Below are 15,755 nucleotides of genomic sequence, written 5' to 3' on the forward strand. Positions count from 1 at the left end.
AGCCGGACGACCGCCTAGAAGGGGTCGAACTCGTCGTACTCGCGCTGTGCGTCGTCACGCTCGGAGTCACGCTCGCGGCGGCGCTGCGCCGCCGGGCGCGGGGCCTCGAGACGGTGGTCCTCGCCGCGTCGTCCCAGCATCTCGGCGCCGGCGGCCATGGTCGGCTCCCAGTCGAAGACGACCGCGTTCTCCTCGGCGCCGATGGCGACGCCGTCGCCGGCCTGGGCACCCGCCTTGCGGAGCGCGTCCTCGACGCCGAGGCGGTTGAGCCGGTCGGCGAGGTAGCCGACGGCCTCGTCGTTGTTGAAGTCGGTCTGGCGGATCCAGCGTTCGGGCTTCTCTCCGCGCACGCGGTAGATGCCGTCCTCGTCCAGGGTCACCGTGAAGCCCGCGTCGTCGACGGCCTTGGGACGGATGACGATGCGGGTCGACTCCTCCTTCGGCTGCGTGGCGCGCGCCTCGGCGATGATCCCGGCCAGGGCGTAGCTGAGGTCGTTGAGGCCCTTGTGCGCGATCGCCGAGACCTCGAAGACGCGGTAGCCGCGGGCTTCCAGGTCGGGGCGGATCATGTCGGCGAGGTCCTGCCCGTCCGGGATGTCGACCTTGTTGAGGGCGACGATGCGCGGCCGGTTCTCGAGGCCCCCGTACAGCCGCAGCTCCTCCTCGATCATGTCGAGGTCGGAGACGGGGTCGCGGTCCGACTCGAGCGTCGCGGTGTCCAGGACGTGCACGAGGACGGAGCAGCGCTCGACGTGCCGCAGGAACTCCAGGCCGAGCCCCTTGCCCTGGCTGGCGCCCGGGATGAGCCCCGGGACGTCGGCGATGGTGTACACGGTCGAGCCGGCGGTGACGACGCCCAGGTTGGGGACGAGGGTCGTGAACGGGTAGTCCGCGATCTTCGGCTTGGCCGCGGAGAGCACGGAGATCAGCGAGGACTTGCCGGCGCTCGGGTAGCCGACGAGGGCCACGTCGGCGACGGTCTTGAGCTCCAGGACGATGTCCCGGCTCTCGCCCGGCTCGCCGAGCAGCGCGAAGCCCGGCGCCTTGCGGCGGGCGGACGCCAGCGCGGCGTTGCCGAGCCCGCCGCGACCGCCCTGGCCTGCGACGAAGGTGGTGCCCTGACCGACGAGGTCGGCCAGCACGTTGCCGGCCTTGTCGAGGACGACGGTGCCGTCCGGAACGGGCAGGACGAGGTCCTGGCCGTCCTTGCCGGAGCGGTTGTCACCCGCACCGGGCTGGCCGTTCGTGGCCTTGCGGTGGGGGTGGTGGTGGTAGTCGAGGAGTGTGGTGACGGACTGCTCGACGACGAGGATCACGTCGCCGCCGCGTCCGCCGTTGCCCCCGTCGGGACCGCCGAGCGGCTTGAACTTCTCACGGTGCACGGAGGCCACGCCGTGGCCTCCGTTACCCGCGGCGGCATGCAGCTCGACGCGGTCCACGAAGGTGGTCATGGTTGGTGCCTCCAGGTACAGCGGAAAAAATACGGAATGTCTCTAGACGTAACGCGCCGAGGGCGGACCCGCTTCCCCGCATACCGGGAAAGCTGAGATCCGCCCTCGGAAGGTGCTGTGTCGTTCGGTCGTCGCCTGACTCAGGCGGCGACGGGAACGATGTTCACGACCTTGCGGCCACGGTGCGTACCGAACTCCACCGCACCGGCGGTCAGCGCGAACAGCGTGTCGTCGCCGCCACGGCCGACGCCCGTGCCCGGGTGGAAGTGGGTGCCGCGCTGGCGGACCAGGATCTCACCGGCGTTGACGGCCTGACCGCCGAAGCGCTTCACGCCGAGCCGCTGAGCATTGGAATCGCGCCCGTTCCGAGTGGACGATGCGCCCTTCTTGTGTGCCATGTCTCCTCAGTCCCTTACTTCGCAGCCGCGGGGATACCGGTGACCTTGATCGCCGTGTACTGCTGGCGGTGACCCTGGCGACGGCGGTAACCCGTCTTGTTCTTGTAGCGAAGGATGTCGATCTTCGCGCCCTTGTGGTGGTCCACGACCTCGGCCTGGACCTTGATGCCGTCCAGCACCCACGGGTCGCTGGTCACGGCGTCGCCGTCGACAACGAGCAGGGTCGAGAGCTCGACCGTGTCGCCAACCTTGGCGGTGGAAATCTTGTCAACCTCAACGATGTCGCCGACAGCAACCTTGTGCTGGCGACCACCGCTGCGCACGATGGCGTACACGCGGATCTCTCTCTCACTCGGAACGGATCCCCTGATGCCAGCCGCCCGCGCGGGCCGGAGCCCACGACAGTCCGGAAGGATGAGCGGCCTCCCCCGGGGACGGATCACCGGGAGGGATGTGCTCAGGGCGTAGGCGCACAGAAACACGCCGAGAGTCAAGGTTACGGGGCGGGGGTACGGGGGGTCAAACCGGGTCCTGCGTGCCCTGGACCGGCCCTCGCGACGTCGTCGAAGTGACGTCCGCCGAAGCGGTCCACGGACCCGCGGGGTGGATTGCGTACGCCCATGTCCCACCCCGCGCCAGGACCGTATGCTCTCCTGGCAAGTCCGCCCGCCAGGAAGGCACCGCACGTGAACTACAGGGTCCAGCCCACCGCCCAGGTCGACGAGAGCGCCGAGATCGGGGACGGCAGCAGCGTGTGGGAACTCGCCCAGATCCGTGAGGGCGCCAGGCTCGGCGCGGGCTGCGTGATCGGCCGCGGCGCCTACGTGGGTACCGGCGTGCAGATCGGGAACAACGTCAAACTGCAGAACTACGCCCTCGTGTACGAGCCGGCCGAGCTCGCCGACGGTGTCTTCGTCGGTCCCGCCGTGGTCCTCACCAACGACCACAACCCCCGCTCCGTCGACCCCGACGGCAAGCAGAAGCGCGGCGGTGACTGGGAAGCCGTCGGTGTGAAGGTCGCCGAGGGCGCCTCCCTCGGCGCGCGGTCCGTGTGTGTCGCACCCGTTCGGATCGGTCGCTGGGCCATGGTCGCGGCCGGCGCGGTGGTGACCAAGGACGTCCCCGACTTCGGGCTGGTCGTGGGCGTGCCTGCCCGCCGGATCGGCTGGGTGGGCCGCAGCGGCGTCAAGCTCGTCGAGCGGACCGACGAGCCGGGCGTCTGGGAATGCCCGCAGTCGGGTGCGCTCCATGACGAGGCGGACGGCGTACTCACGGAGCGTTCCGCCCGCGCACTCTGAGCGGCGCGGGTGGCATCAGGCACCTTTGTCCCGATGCCCGTAGGCTCGTGACAAAGATGCCTGTGCCTGGGGGCATCGCTCCCGGGTGCACATGGGAGACGGCTCTTCCGTTACCAGTGCCGAGCCCGTACGGTCCAAGTTCCTGACTCGAACGTGGAGCTTCGCTGTGCAGACACCTCGCCTCTCCGACGAGCGCCTCGTCGGAATCGCCCGTTGGGCCACCAGCCGGATGGCACGCCTCGACAACCCCGTCCTGGCGGAGCGCGTGCTGGGCATGGCGGGTCACCGCATCCAGGATCCGCGGACCAGGGCCGACGTGCTGGCCGAGGGCGCCGAGGCGAGGCTCGGACTGGGCTATCTGCCGCGCCATCTGACCCAGGCCTACGCGGCCGAGCTGGCGTGCGCCGACGAGCACTACAAGGCGGGCCGGCGCAAGGCGGCCGCGGCCTCCGCCGCGAAGGCGCTGATCCTGGCCTTTCACAGGGTCGCGCACCTCGACGGCCTCACCTCGCCGCTCGCGACGGAGCCGGCCCGGTTCACCGCTCCGCTGCGCCGTAGCCGGACGCTACGAGCGCTGCGTGCGCCCCGCGGGCGTTCGGCTCCGGCGGCGGCACCCCCTGCGGGCCGGTCGCTGCGCATGCTGTTCCTGCACAGTGGCAACGACAACTTCCTGCCCGCGGTCCTGGGGCGCTACCGGCAGCATCCGGACACCGAGGTCCGGGTCCTGAACACCGCCGCCGATCCGGTCACCGCCCCCCTCGCCAAGGGCATGGGCCGGATGATCGCGTCCGGCATCGGAGTGCCCTCCGCCTACGCCGACCAGGCGGAGGAAGCCCTGCGTCCGCATCTGGACTGGGCCGATGTGGTCTTCGTCGACTGGTGCACGGCGGCGGCCGCCTTCCTGACGCTCGTCGATCCGGGCAGCGCCCGTGTGGTGGTCCGCCTGCACAGTTTCGAGGCATTCAGCTACTGGCCCCACCTGGTGGACTTCTCCCGTGTCGACGACCTCGTGTTCGTCAGCGAACACCTGCGCGATCTGGTCCTCAGCACCCTCCCCCGGTTGCGCGAGGCGCACGCTCCGGCCACACACGTCATCGACAACGCCGTCGACCTCACCCCGTTCGACCTGCCGAAGGATCCCGAGGCCCGCTTCACCCTGGGACTCGTCGGCATCGGTCAGGTCGCCAAGGACCCCCGCTGGGGCCTGGAGGTGCTGCGCATCCTCCGCCGGCAGGACGAGCGCTACCGACTGCACCTGGTCGGCGGCGGGATGAATCCGTCCGCCGGGCCGGCTCTCGCCCGCTATCACGCGGCTTACGTCGAGGAACTCACCCCGCTGGTGGCCGCCGGCGCCGTCCGCACGAGCGGGCAGACCGACGACGTCGCCGCCGAGCTGAAAGGTGTGGGCGTCATACTCAGCACCTCCGTCCGCGAGAGCTGGCACCTCGGCCTTGTGGAGGGAGCAGCGAGCGGTGCTGTCCCGGTGGTCCGGGACTGGCCGTTCTTCGCGGACAAGCCGCACGGTGCCCACTCCCTCTTCCCCCGTGACTGGGTGGTTTCCACACCCCAGGAAGCCGCGGAGCGCATCCTCGCGGTGACCGGGTCCGAGGAGACCTGGCTCGAGGAGGGGCACAAGGCCCGGAACGAAGCCCTCTCGCGCTGGGACTGGGACGTGGTGGGCCCCCGTTTCGACGCCCTGCTGCCGGAGAGGTCCCTCGACATCCCGGTCCAGCGCGGTGTGCGGACGAACGTGGAGTGAGCAGCCCGCGTCGCACTGCCCCAGGCCCCGGTCGAGGGCGCCGTGTCCGCTCCTTAGGATGTCCGGGCACGGCACCCCTCTGAGGTGCCCCGTACGAACCTGACGAGGCCGACATGCCCCAGACCGAGGTACAGGTGCCGAGCCGGCCGGCGGAGACCGCTCCATCACCGCGGGAGTCCGCCTCCAGGACTCCCGCCCCCCGCCTGCACGCCCTCGACGCACTGCGGGTCGTCGCGGCCCTCGCCGTGCTCGCCTTCCACTTCACCGGAGTGGATGCCGCGACGAAGGCCAACTGGGGCGAGAACCCGAAGGAGCTGTTCCCCTGGCTCTTCCCCGTGACCTCGTACGGTTCCTACGGCGTTCAGCTCTTCTTCCTCATCAGTGGTTTCGTGATCTGCCTGTCCGCCTGGGACCGGACACCGGGACAGTTCGTACGGGCCCGGTTCCTCCGCCTGTTTCCCGCCTACTGGTTCTCGGCGGCCGCTGCCTTCGTGGTGTGGCGAACCCTGCCGGACGGTTCGCGCACCGGCCCCAGCATCAGTGAGTCGCTGACCAACCTGACCATGCTCCAGGTGCCGCTCTCGGCCCAGCACCTGGTGGGTGCGTACTGGACGCTGTGGGCCGAGCTCACCTTCTACCTGATCTTCCTGGTGGTGATCTGGAAGGGCCTCGACTACGCCCGTGTCAGCGTGTTCTGCTGGCTCTGGCTGCTCGCGAGTGTGCTGATCCAGCAGGAGGGCAACCATGTGCCCGTGGTCGGCATCTTCGCCCAGCCGCTCAACACCGCGCTCTTCGTCGGCGGCATCGCGATGTACCTGATGTACCGCTTCGGACCGGACCTCAAGCTGTGGGGGCTGCTCGCCGCGAGCTGGCTGGTCATGCAGAGCGACCTGGTCGAGCACGCCGACGGTCTGCGTCACGACCGGGGTATGGACCGGCAGCCCTACGTCGCGCTTGCGCTCGTGACCGTCTTCTACGTGCTCGTCCTGGCCGTCGCGCTCCACAAGCTCGACCGGATCCGCTGGAGTGGCTTCGCTGCTCTGGGCGCGCTCGTCTACCCCCTGTATCTGCTTCACGAGGAACTGGGATGGGCGTTGATCCGGACCCTGTACGGGCACCTGGGCGCCTGGTCCACGCTCCTGGTGACCACAGCGTGCATCGTGCTGGCCGCCTGGTTGCTGCACCGGCTGGTGGAGCGTCCGTCGCAGCGCTGGCTGCGCGCACGGCTGGAGCAGGAAGCCCGCCGCGCGGCGGCGAGGGATCGGGTGGACCGGTCGGGAGACTGAGCATGTCGTAACGGCTCACGGCTGAGGCCCCCGACCCCCGTGCGGGGGTCGGGGGCCTCAGCCGTGAGCCGTCGGTCAGCCGCCGATGACGACGCGACGGACGCCCGCCCAGTTGGCCGGGTCCGTCGTGCGGCGCCCGTCGACCAGGACGCGGACGTCCGGCAGGTCGGAGGCGGCCAGTTCACGGTACTCGGAGTGATCCGCCTGGAGGATCGCGGCCGTGACGGCCTGGCCCTCGTGCGGCACGAGACCGTGCGCGGTCAGTTCGTCGGCGGTGTACATGGGGTCGGAGACGAACGGCACGGCGCCGCGCGCCTTGAGTGCCTCCACGACTCCGAAGACGCCGGAGAAGGCGGTCTCCTTGACACCACCCCGGTAGGCGGCACCCAGCACCAGAACGCCGACGCCGTCCAGGTCGCCGTAGGCCGCGGCCAGCAGGTCGACCGAGTACTCCGGCATCGCGGCGTTGGCCTCGCGGGCCGAGCGCACGACGGTGGCCTCCGGGTCGTTCCACAGGTACATCCGCGGGTAGATCGGGATGCAGTGGCCGCCGACGGCGATGCCCGGCTGGTGGATGTGGCTGTAGGGCTGGCTGTTGCAGGCCTCGATGACCTTCTTGACGTCGATGTCGTTCTTGTCGGCGAACCGGGCGAACTGGTTGGCCAGACCGATGTTGACGTCGCGGTAGGTGGTCTCGGCGAGTTTGGCGAGCTCGGAGGCCTCCGCCGTGCCGAGGTCCCAGACTCCGTTGGGGCGCGCCAGGTCCTCACGGTCGTCGAAGTCGAGCACTGCCTCGTAGAACTCCACGCCCCGCTGCGAGGACGCCTCGTCGATACCGCCGACGAGCTTGGGGTAACGGCGCAGGTCGGCGAAGACACGGCCGGTCAGCACACGCTCGGGCGAGAAGACGAGGTGGAAGTCGCGTCCCGGTGTCAGGCCCGACCCCTCGGCGAGCATCGGCGCCCAGCGGGTGCGCGTGGTACCGACCGGCAGCGTGGTCTCGTAGCTGACGAGAGTGCCGGGCTTGAGGCCTGCGGCGATGGCCTTCGTCGCCGCGTCCATCCACCCGAAGTCCGGGGTGCCCTCGGCGTCCACGAACAGCGGGACCACCACGACCACGGCGTCGGAGGCGGCAACGGCCGCGGTGGTGTCCGTCGTCGCGGACAGCAGGCCGGCGCCGACGGTCTCCTTGAGCTTGACGTCCAGGTCGTGCTCGCCGGGGAACGGCTCGGTGGCCGCGTTGACCAGCTCGACGACCTTCTCGTTGACGTCCGCCCCGATGACCTTGTGGCCCTTGGCTGCGAACTGCACGGCGAGCGGAAGGCCGATCTTGCCGAGTGCGACTACACAGATGTTCATCGGATTACTTTCCTCTTCAGCCTGGACAGCATGTGGCGCAGCCGCTTGCCCGCGCCGGGTTCGATGTCCCACAGCGGCGCCGTCGTGATCACGAGCCGGCCCTTGGGATTCTGGTTGGCCGCGACCCTGTACGGGACGGCCTGCCGCCAGCGACGGGCCAGAGGCAGCGGCATTCCGCCGGTCTTCACCGGGATCTCGTACGTGGAGCCCGCGACGTCCACATACACCCTGACGCCGAGCTTCGACTTCACGGCATGGACCGGCACCCGGCCCCGCAGCGTCGTCGCCCGGCCGTCCTCGGTGGTCTCGTACGTGAAGCTTCCCGCGGTGGGGGGCAGTTCATGCCCGGCCTGGAGTCGGCGTGCACCGGGCTTGTCGGCGCTCTTGGGCATGGCACCCTGCGCGAGTCGCACAGCCAGGGAACCGGTGTCTCCCAGGACACCGACCCTGGCCGTGAGCAGGAGGTGCAGGTCGTCACCTGTCTGGTCCCAGTCCGCGGCCACGAGCTTGGTGCCCTGGGCCAGCCTTCCGGGCACCGCCTCACCGACCAGCTCGAAGACGCGGTCGGGAAGGCCGAGGGCGTCGTCACGGAAGCCGGGGTACAGCGCGAAGGCCCGGCCGCCTTCCAGATGGAAGGGCGGGGCCCCGTGCTCCGCCTCCCCGGTGACGGCCCGGACCAGCGTGTCGACCGCGCCCGCCTGCGCGAGACAGATGCGGACGCGCCGCTTGACGTCCAGGGAGTCCCGCAGAGCGTCGGTCATGTACTCGTCCGCGAGCGCGGCGATGCCCGCGCAGACCTGCCTCCGGGTATCGGCGTCGAGCCTGGGGAAGTCGTCCTGGACCAGCTTAGCGAGCTCCCACGTGAAATGCCGTTTGAAGAGCGCGTCCCGATCAGGTCCCGCTTCCACGAGTGAGGCCGCGTGATTCATGATCGCTGCGGTGCAGCGCAGCCGGGACAGGTGGTCGGCCCGGTAGGTGATATTGCTCGCGTCACCGCGCTTGACGGCGTAGTAGAACGTGTAGTCCGAGAGGACCGAGATCTTCCGAGCGCGAACGCACGCTTCTATGGTGAAGGGCTGGTCGCTGCCCACCGGCAGGTCCTCCGGAAAGCGCAGCCCGTGCTTCTCGACCAGGTCGCGGCGGAAGAGCTTGGTGTTCGCCAGCGTGAACGGCAGGCTGGAACTGTAGAGGCTGATGTCCGGGTCGTTCTTCGTGTACAGCTTCTGGTGCACGTAACGGCCGTTGGTGCCGACCATCTTGCCGATGACGACATCGGACTCGTGCTCGTCCGCATATCCCACCATGCGGGCGAGTGCTTCCTCGCCGAGGTAGTCGTCGGACCCGATGAAGTACACGAAGCGCCCCGTGGCCAACTCCAGCGCCCTGTTGCTGGGCGCGGCAGGGCCACCGGAGTTGGCCTGGTGGAGGACCTTGACCGTGCCGGGGTATCGCGCGGCGAACCGGTCGAGCTCGGCACCGCTCTCGTCCGTCGACCCGTCGTCGACAGCCACGATCTCGAGCCTGTCCAGACCGATGCTCTGCCCGACGAGTGAGTTCAGGCATTCGGTCAGGTAGGGCATCGTGTTGTAGACCGCGACAATCACACTGACGTCAGGAGCCGTCGTCATCGTCTGTCATCCGCCTTCTCGCGGTCGGGAAGCAGGTTGGAGTAGAGCCCGTCGAGCACCTCGGCCTGCGCTTCCCAGGTCCAGGTGTCGAGCAGTCCGGGCTTGTCGTACGCGGCCTTGTAGCGCTCCGGATCGGCAAGCACCTTCTTGATCGCCGCGGCGAGGCCGGAGATGTCCTCGGCCTTGCAGACCTCGCCCTGACCGGTCGAACGCGTCACCTCGGACATGGTCTTGACATCGCTCACGACCAGCGGGAGCCGGGCGTGCGAGTACTCGAAGAACTTGGTGATCAGTGCGATCTCGTGGTTCGGCCAGTGGTGGATCGGGATGCACCCGGCGTCAGCCGCGGACAGGAACGGCACGACCTGCCAGTGCGGTACGTAGGGAACGGCGTGCAGACGGTCTCCCGCTCCCAGTTCGTCGGCCCGCGCCAGCAGGCCCTTTATGTAGGCCGCGGCCGGATTCGGCACGACGAAAGCCATGTGCACGCCGTCGAGCTGAGGCAGAGCCTCGACCATGTCACCGAGACCACGCTGCGGACCGGGCGATCCGCTGTAGACCACCAGGGGGACGTCCGGACCGATGCCGCACAGCTCGCGCAGGTCGGGCATCGGCTCGGCGGCGTCGGCCGCCGCGCTCCGCTCGACGGGCCTGTCGGGCGCGTTGAGCACGACCGTGGGCTGCTCGGCGAGCGAGTGCCGCTCGCGCAGCAGATCGGCGAGGCCTTCGGAAACGGTTACGACGGCGTCGGCGTAGGGGGCGTACTCGCTCTCGTGGGCCGTGTTGCCCGGAATCCAGTGCGCGTTGTCCTCCCAGGGCCTGACACCGGGCAGGAACTCATGGGCGTCCCAGACCAGCTTGACCTGACGGCCGGCAGCTCTGGCGCGGACGGCGGCGCGAGCGCCGACGCCCAGCATCCTGAAGTCGTTGGCGTGGATGAGATCCGGCTTGAGCGCGTCGATCTCCTTGCCGTAGGTCAACTCGTAGTCCCACAGCGCGGGTTCCAGTCTGCGCCACGCCCGCTTCCCCTTGGTCGCCTTCCAGGTCGCGGTGAAGGCGCGGTCCAGAGGACCCTGTAGCCTGCGGCCGGCCTTCTGCGCCTCCGTGGACTGGCGGGACCGAAGCTCGATCCAGCGCTGCATCACCTTCGAGGCGGGGCCTGCCAGTGCCAGACGCGCCTTCTCGGCCTTGCGGAAGCCCGGCTTGCCGACCGCCTCCGGAACCACCTTGAGCGCGGCACGGCGAGTCGCGACATCGGCACGCCACGCCTTGGCCCACTGCCGGCGGTAGGAGCCGAGCGGGCCGGGCGGATAGGCCAGCGGGCGACGGAACAGCGAGCGATGCCGCTCGGCATGACGCTTCGCCAGCGGGGTCTTCAGCGGCAGCAGGCGGACATCGGCGTCCCCGAGCTTCCAGCTGCGCCCGCTGCCCGAGCGCACCAGGCCGAGCAGGGTCACGTCCCAGCCGGCCGCGGCCATCGACTCCGCGGCCTTCTGTACCCGTGAATCACCTTCGACCTTGTTGTCGACGAGCATGACGACCCGGCCCCTGCGGGGCCGGCCGATGCCGACTTCCTGCGTGTCCATGAACAACCTTTCCCCCGGACGCGTCACTTGAGGAATCCGCTCAGAACCTGCGCGGTCCAACGTCCGTCGTGGTACGTACGCGCGAATTCCACCGAGGCACGGCCGATGGCTGCGGTGCCCTCGCGATCGTCGATCAGGGAATCCAGCACCGCACGCAGAGTGGCGGGTGTGGCACTGACGATGGGCAGATCGCCGTTCGTCGTGGCCTTGACCGCATCGCTGATGTAGCCGATCACGGGCTTTCCGGCGGCCATCGCCTCGACCGCGAACGTGCCGTAACTGCCTGTGGTGAACTGGTCCAGAACCAGGTCGCTGTCCTTGACCAGTGCCTGCATCTCGGCCCAGGGGATGTTCTCCACGAGCCTGAAGTCGATGGCACCGCTCTCGTGCAGCGCGGTGAGGACAGGCATGATCCGGTCCGTGCCCTTGGTCCAGCGCTTGGACGGGGCGTGCAGCACTATGGGCCGCTTGCGCTCCATCACCGGTGCCTCAGCCGCCCACGAGGCGACGTCCACCACCAGCGGTGCCCACTTGGCAGCGGGCAGATCGTCGAGCAGGTCGGGGGTCGTGACGAAGAGCGGCAGACCGGAGTCGTCAGCGATGCGCCGGTTCGCCTCGGCCTTGCTCCGGAGCTTCTCGGCGATGCCGTCCGGAGCGTCCCGGAACAGCGAGTACTCGTGCCGCTCCAGGTGCCGGTCGGGGTGGCGGATGTCGCTGCCGTGCGACAGGAGCGCCACCTTCACACGGGCCTTGCGCAGCGCGGCCAGGTCGCCGGCGATGGTATCGCCGTTGAGCCGCCCGAAGACCGGCATGAAGGCATCGACGATCAGGTGACTGTACCGGCCGACGATCCGCTTGACCTGCTCCACCTGGACGTCGAGTTCGCCGAGCCGTTCCGCGTCCACGTACACGTCGGCGGGATAGTCGAAGGACTCGGCACGCTGGTTCATGACGACTTCGACGGACACGTCCGGGTTCGCCTGCGAAAGCGCCTGGGCGAAGGCCGCACCCTGGCCGGCGTAGTTGGCGGGGCCGATGCCCAGCTTCACCGGCGTGGAGCCCAGGGGGGTCCAGACCGGCACACCGGGCTTGCCGCTGCTCGCCCCGAGCCGGGCCGCTCCCGGGGTCTCCTGGATCGTCCACGGGATCTCGGCGACCGGCACCGGCGGCGTCTTCTTCGACAAGGTTCGGTAGAGCTCCAGGAGTCCGGCGCTCTGCTGCTCCCAGGAGAGGTCCTTGAGCACGTCCTCCGTGATGGCTTCCCCGAGCTCGGCACGGCGCTCCAGCGCGCGGGACGCGGCGGCCACGAAGGTGGTCGGGTCGTCCCACGTGAAGACCTCGCCGAGTCCCTTCTCCTCGACGTACGCCTTGATGACCCGCACGTCGCTGGTGACCAGTGGAAGGCGTGCCTGGAGGTACTCGGAGACCTTGGTCGGCAGCGAGACCTCGCAGTTGGGCACCCGCCTGAAGGGGGTGAGACCGATGTCGGCGGACGAGAGGTAGTCGGCGACCTCGTGCTGGGCCACGTACGGGACCAGGTGGATACGGTCGCGGACGCCGAGGTTCTCGGCCGTCGCCAGCAACTGCTCGAGGAGGGGTGTCACCCGGCTGCAGACCAGGGCCAGGTGCACGCCCGGCAGGTGGGGAAGGCCGTCGATGACGGCGTCCACGCCCCGCTCGGGGCCGAGCCAGCCCGAGTAGACCATGAGCGGGACGTCCGGTCCCAGACCGCAGACCTCGCGGACGGAGGCCCGGACGGTGCCGGATCCGATCACTTCACGTACCGGGGAGTTCCCCACCACGAGGGGGAGCTTCGAAAGCTTGTGGTCGTTCTTCAGGAGCTCGGCCAGCTGCGTCGACACGGTGACGACCGCGTCGGCCCGGCCGATGAACTCGGCCTCGGCGGCCGGAAGGGCATACGCCTGTCGAGGGTTCGGCCATTCGACGCCCCGGACGTACTCGTGGGCGTCGTAGAGCCAGACACACCGGTGCCCGCCCGCTCTGAGTCGCGCAGCACTACGGGCCGCCGCCACGATCATGGTGGAGTCGTTGGCGTGGATGACGTCCGGCTTGAGTTCCTCGATGACCGGACCGAAGGCGAGGTCCAGATCGACGACCTGGGGCCAGTCGAGGCGCCAGTCGCGAACAGGGTCCGGGTGCTTCGGCACACGGCGCTGCTCCCACTTGAACGCCCGCACGCGCAGCTTGTACACGGCTCGGCGCGCACGCAGCACCGCCTTGAGCGAAGCCCGCCGGGGAGCTCCCGACCAGGTCGTCTCGGCGGACGTCTGCCTGACCCACGCGCGGTACGAGGCACGGTACTGGCTCAGCGCCGCCTGATCCTGGATACGGAACTGCGTCAGCGCACCTCGCAGCGGGTGCGGCCGACGGGCCTTGACCGAGCGCACGTACTCCGTGGTCACCGGGACACGGACGACCTCGATGGGTCCCATCCGCGATCTCTGGACGCGCTTGGTGTCGCTCCTGCCGATCAGTGTGACGTCCCAGCCGTCGCGGGCTGCGGCCACGGCCGTCTTCTGGACCCGCGAGTCACCCGTGATGCCATTGGCGACGATCACGGCGAGCCGCGGTCGGCGGGCAGGGGATTTCATTCTGTACTTCCTCCGGTGGAAGACGAACGAGCCGAGACCTGTTCCGCACTCCCCCGGAGTGCGGAACAGGCCCGGCAGTGGAGCGTTGTGTCCACTGCCAGGTGTTCAGCCCGCCATGCGATCGGTGTCCAGGCGGACGGTGGTGCCGTTCACTGCGGACTCGAGGACGGCTGCCGCCACCTCGACGGTACGCAGCCCCTGCCGCAGTGTGCAGATGTCGGCCGACTGGCCCAGCACGGCGTCCCTGAAGAGTTCGTGCTCGACGAGCAGCGGCTCGCGCTTCGGGATCGCGTAGCGGATCATGTCGCCCTCGGACACGCCGCGGAAGGCGCGCAGCGCCTCCCACTCGGTGGTCACGGCGGCGTTCGAGTGGAACGTCAGGTCGGCGGTGAGGGTGTCGGCGATGTAGCAGCCGCGCTCGCCGGTGACCGAGGTGAACCGCTCCTTCAGCGGGCTCAGCCAGTTGACGAGGTGGTTGACCATGGTGCCGTCGGACAGCTGGCCCACGGCGGAGACCATGTCCTCGTGCGCGCGCCCCGACTTCGACACGGTGTGTGCCGCGATCGAGGTGTACGTCTGGCCGGTGACCCACCCCGTCAGGTCGATGTCGTGGGTGGCGAGGTCCTTCACGACGCCGACGTCCGCGATGCGGTGCGGGAAGGGACCCTGGCGGCGGGTGACGACCTGGAACACCTCGCCCAGCTCACCGGCCTCCAGGCGGCTGCGAAGGGAACGCAGAGCCGGGTTGCAGCGCTCGATGTGGCCGACCCCGGCGACCAGGCCGCGCGACTCGAAGGCCTCGACGAGGCGGCGGGCGCCCTCGACGGTGTCGGCGACGGGCTTCTCGATCAGCGCGCAGACGCCGGCCTCCGCCAGCTGGAGGCCGACCGTCTCGTGCAGCGCGGTCGGGCAGGCCACGACCGCGTAGTCGACGCCGAGCGCGATGAGTTCCTCGACGGTCTCCAGCACGGGGGCACCCTGCGCCCAGCCGTTCTTGTCACCCATCGGGTCGACGACGCCGACCAGGTCCACGCCCTCGAGCCCGGCGAGCACCCGGGCGTGGTGGCGCCCCATGGAGCCGAGACCGATGAGGCCTGCCTTCAGGACTGCGGCGCTCACAGGCTCTCCCCCAGTGCGTTCACTGCGTTGGCGATGCGTTCCAGGTCACCCTCGCCGAGCGACGGGTGCACGGGGAGCGAGACGACCTCGGCGGCGGCCTTCTCGGTCTCGGGGAGGTCCCAGTTCCGGCCGGCCTTCTGGTCCGGCTCCCAGTACGGCTTGAGCCGGTGGATCGGGGTCGGGTAGTAGACGGCGTTTCCGATGCCCGCCTCGGTGAGCTTGGCCATCATGGCCTCGCGGTCGCCCTGCACCCGGATCGTGTACTGGTGGTAGACGTGGCGGGCCCCGTCGGCGACCGGCGGCGTCGTGACGTTCGGAGCGCTGATGTGCGCGTCGAGGTACGCCGCGTTCGCGCGGCGCTGCTCGGTCCATCCGCCGACCTTGCCGAGCTGGACGCGGCCGACCGCGGCGGCGACGTCCGTCATCCGCATGTTCGCGCCGACGATCTCGTTCGCGTACCGCTGCTCCATGCCCTGGTTGCGCAGGAGGCGCAGGGTGCGTGCCAGTTCGGCGTCTGCCGTGGTGACCATGCCGCCCTCGAGAGCGTGCATGTTCTTCGTCGGGTAGAAGCTGAACGTTCCGCCTTCGCCGAAGGCGCCGACCGGCGTGCCGTTCAGCGCGGCCGCGTGCGCCTGGCACGCGTCCTCGACGACGGCGAGCTTGTGCTTGGCGGCGATGGGCATCAGCTTGTCCATGGCAGCCGGGTGACCGTAGAGGTGCACCGGCATGATGGCGGCCGTGCGCGGGGTGATCGCCGCCTCGACGGCAGCCGGGTCCAGGCCGTAGCTGCCGGGCTCGATGTCGGCGAACACGACGTCGGCGCCGACCAGGCGGACGGCGTTGGCGGAGGCCGCGAAGGAGAACGAAGGGACGATCACCTCGTCGCCCGGCCCGATACCGAGGGCGAGGAGGAGCATGTGCAGCGCCGAGGTGCCGGAGTTGACGGCGACGCAGTGGCGGCCGTCGACCAGCTCGGAGAAGCCCTCCTCGAATGCGGCGACCTCCGGCCCCTGCACCACGCGACCGCTGCGCAGTACGCGTACCGCGGCCTCGATCTCCTCTTCACCGATGACCGGGCGGGCAGCAGGAATCGGCTGCTCGTTGATGCTCGTCATGGACGTCCTCCTTGAACACCGCAAGAGCTCTTCACAGGCAGAGATCTGGGGTGCGGGACGTCTCACGAGGCCGCGCATAACCCCGTCGGCGCAATGCCGACGCCCTACCGAGGAAACTGGGCCCGGTCGGTCCTGAACCGGGTC

Annotated in this window: 12 protein-coding genes; 3 read left to right on the plus strand and 9 right to left on the minus strand. The window is 69.5% G+C overall.

Features of this window, described 5'->3' with window-relative positions:
• Window positions 1-14 precede the first annotated feature (14 nt).
• The 3 genes from obgE to rplU form a co-directional block, all read right to left on the minus strand.
• Window positions 15-1,451 (minus strand): GTPase ObgE, encoded by a 1,437-nt coding sequence (gene obgE / locus OHT61_RS10680; RefSeq protein WP_329037222.1) that lies wholly within the window; start codon window positions 1,449-1,451, stop codon window positions 15-17.
• Window positions 1,452-1,591: 140 nt separating this feature from the next.
• Window positions 1,592-1,849 carry a 50S ribosomal protein L27 gene (rpmA, locus tag OHT61_RS10685; protein ID WP_014045902.1) on the minus strand — a complete coding sequence of 86 codons (258 nt, stop codon included), beginning with the start codon at window positions 1,847-1,849 and terminating at the stop codon, window positions 1,592-1,594.
• Between the two features lie 14 nt (window positions 1,850-1,863).
• Window positions 1,864-2,184 carry a 50S ribosomal protein L21 gene (gene rplU / locus OHT61_RS10690; protein WP_014045903.1) on the minus strand — a complete coding sequence of 107 codons (321 nt, stop codon included), beginning with the start codon at window positions 2,182-2,184 and terminating at the stop codon, window positions 1,864-1,866.
• Window positions 2,185-2,535: 351 nt separating this feature from the next.
• Between rplU and OHT61_RS10695 the strand changes: the two genes are divergently transcribed.
• From OHT61_RS10695 to OHT61_RS10705, 3 genes are all read left to right on the plus strand, one after another.
• Window positions 2,536-3,147, plus strand: a complete 612-nt coding sequence (locus OHT61_RS10695) for an acyltransferase (RefSeq protein ID WP_329037223.1) — start codon at window positions 2,536-2,538, stop codon at window positions 3,145-3,147.
• Between the two features lie 166 nt (window positions 3,148-3,313).
• Window positions 3,314-4,906, plus strand: coding sequence for a hypothetical protein (locus OHT61_RS10700; RefSeq protein ID WP_329037224.1), 1,593 nt, complete (start codon window positions 3,314-3,316; stop codon window positions 4,904-4,906).
• A 113-nt stretch (window positions 4,907-5,019) separates the two neighbouring features.
• The gene (locus tag OHT61_RS10705) at window positions 5,020-6,192 is read left to right on the plus strand and encodes an acyltransferase family protein (RefSeq protein WP_329037226.1); all 1,173 of its coding nucleotides are present in this window, start codon (window positions 5,020-5,022) and stop codon (window positions 6,190-6,192) included.
• Between the two features lie 75 nt (window positions 6,193-6,267).
• Here OHT61_RS10705 and OHT61_RS10710 read toward each other — a convergent pair whose 3' ends face one another.
• From OHT61_RS10710 to OHT61_RS10735, 6 genes are all read right to left on the minus strand, one after another.
• Entirely contained in the window at window positions 6,268-7,551 is a 1,284-nt protein-coding gene (locus OHT61_RS10710; RefSeq protein ID WP_329037228.1) for a nucleotide sugar dehydrogenase, read from the minus strand.
• Window positions 7,548-9,179, minus strand: coding sequence for a glycosyltransferase family 2 protein (locus tag OHT61_RS10715; RefSeq protein ID WP_329037230.1), 1,632 nt, complete (start codon window positions 9,177-9,179; stop codon window positions 7,548-7,550). Before OHT61_RS10715 ends, OHT61_RS10710 begins: the two co-directional genes overlap by 4 nt.
• The gene (locus tag OHT61_RS10720; protein WP_329037231.1) at window positions 9,176-10,765 is read right to left on the minus strand and encodes a glycosyltransferase family 4 protein; all 1,590 of its coding nucleotides are present in this window, start codon (window positions 10,763-10,765) and stop codon (window positions 9,176-9,178) included. Before OHT61_RS10720 ends, OHT61_RS10715 begins: the two co-directional genes overlap by 4 nt.
• A gap of 23 nt (window positions 10,766-10,788) precedes the next feature.
• Window positions 10,789-13,377: a glycosyltransferase family 4 protein gene (locus tag OHT61_RS10725; RefSeq protein ID WP_329037232.1), complete on the minus strand. Its 2,589-nt coding sequence runs from the start codon at window positions 13,375-13,377 to the stop codon at window positions 10,789-10,791.
• 105 nt (window positions 13,378-13,482) lie between these two features.
• Entirely contained in the window at window positions 13,483-14,496 is a 1,014-nt protein-coding gene (locus OHT61_RS10730; protein WP_329037233.1) for a Gfo/Idh/MocA family protein, read from the minus strand.
• Window positions 14,493-15,611 (minus strand): DegT/DnrJ/EryC1/StrS family aminotransferase, encoded by a 1,119-nt coding sequence (locus OHT61_RS10735; RefSeq protein WP_329037234.1) that lies wholly within the window; start codon window positions 15,609-15,611, stop codon window positions 14,493-14,495. The genes OHT61_RS10730 and OHT61_RS10735 overlap by 4 nt, the downstream gene beginning before the upstream one ends.
• Window positions 15,612-15,755: the final 144 nt, after the last annotated feature.

The sequence above is a fragment of the Streptomyces sp. NBC_00178 genome (assembly GCF_036206005.1).
GTDB lineage: Bacteria > Actinomycetota > Actinomycetes > Streptomycetales > Streptomycetaceae > Streptomyces.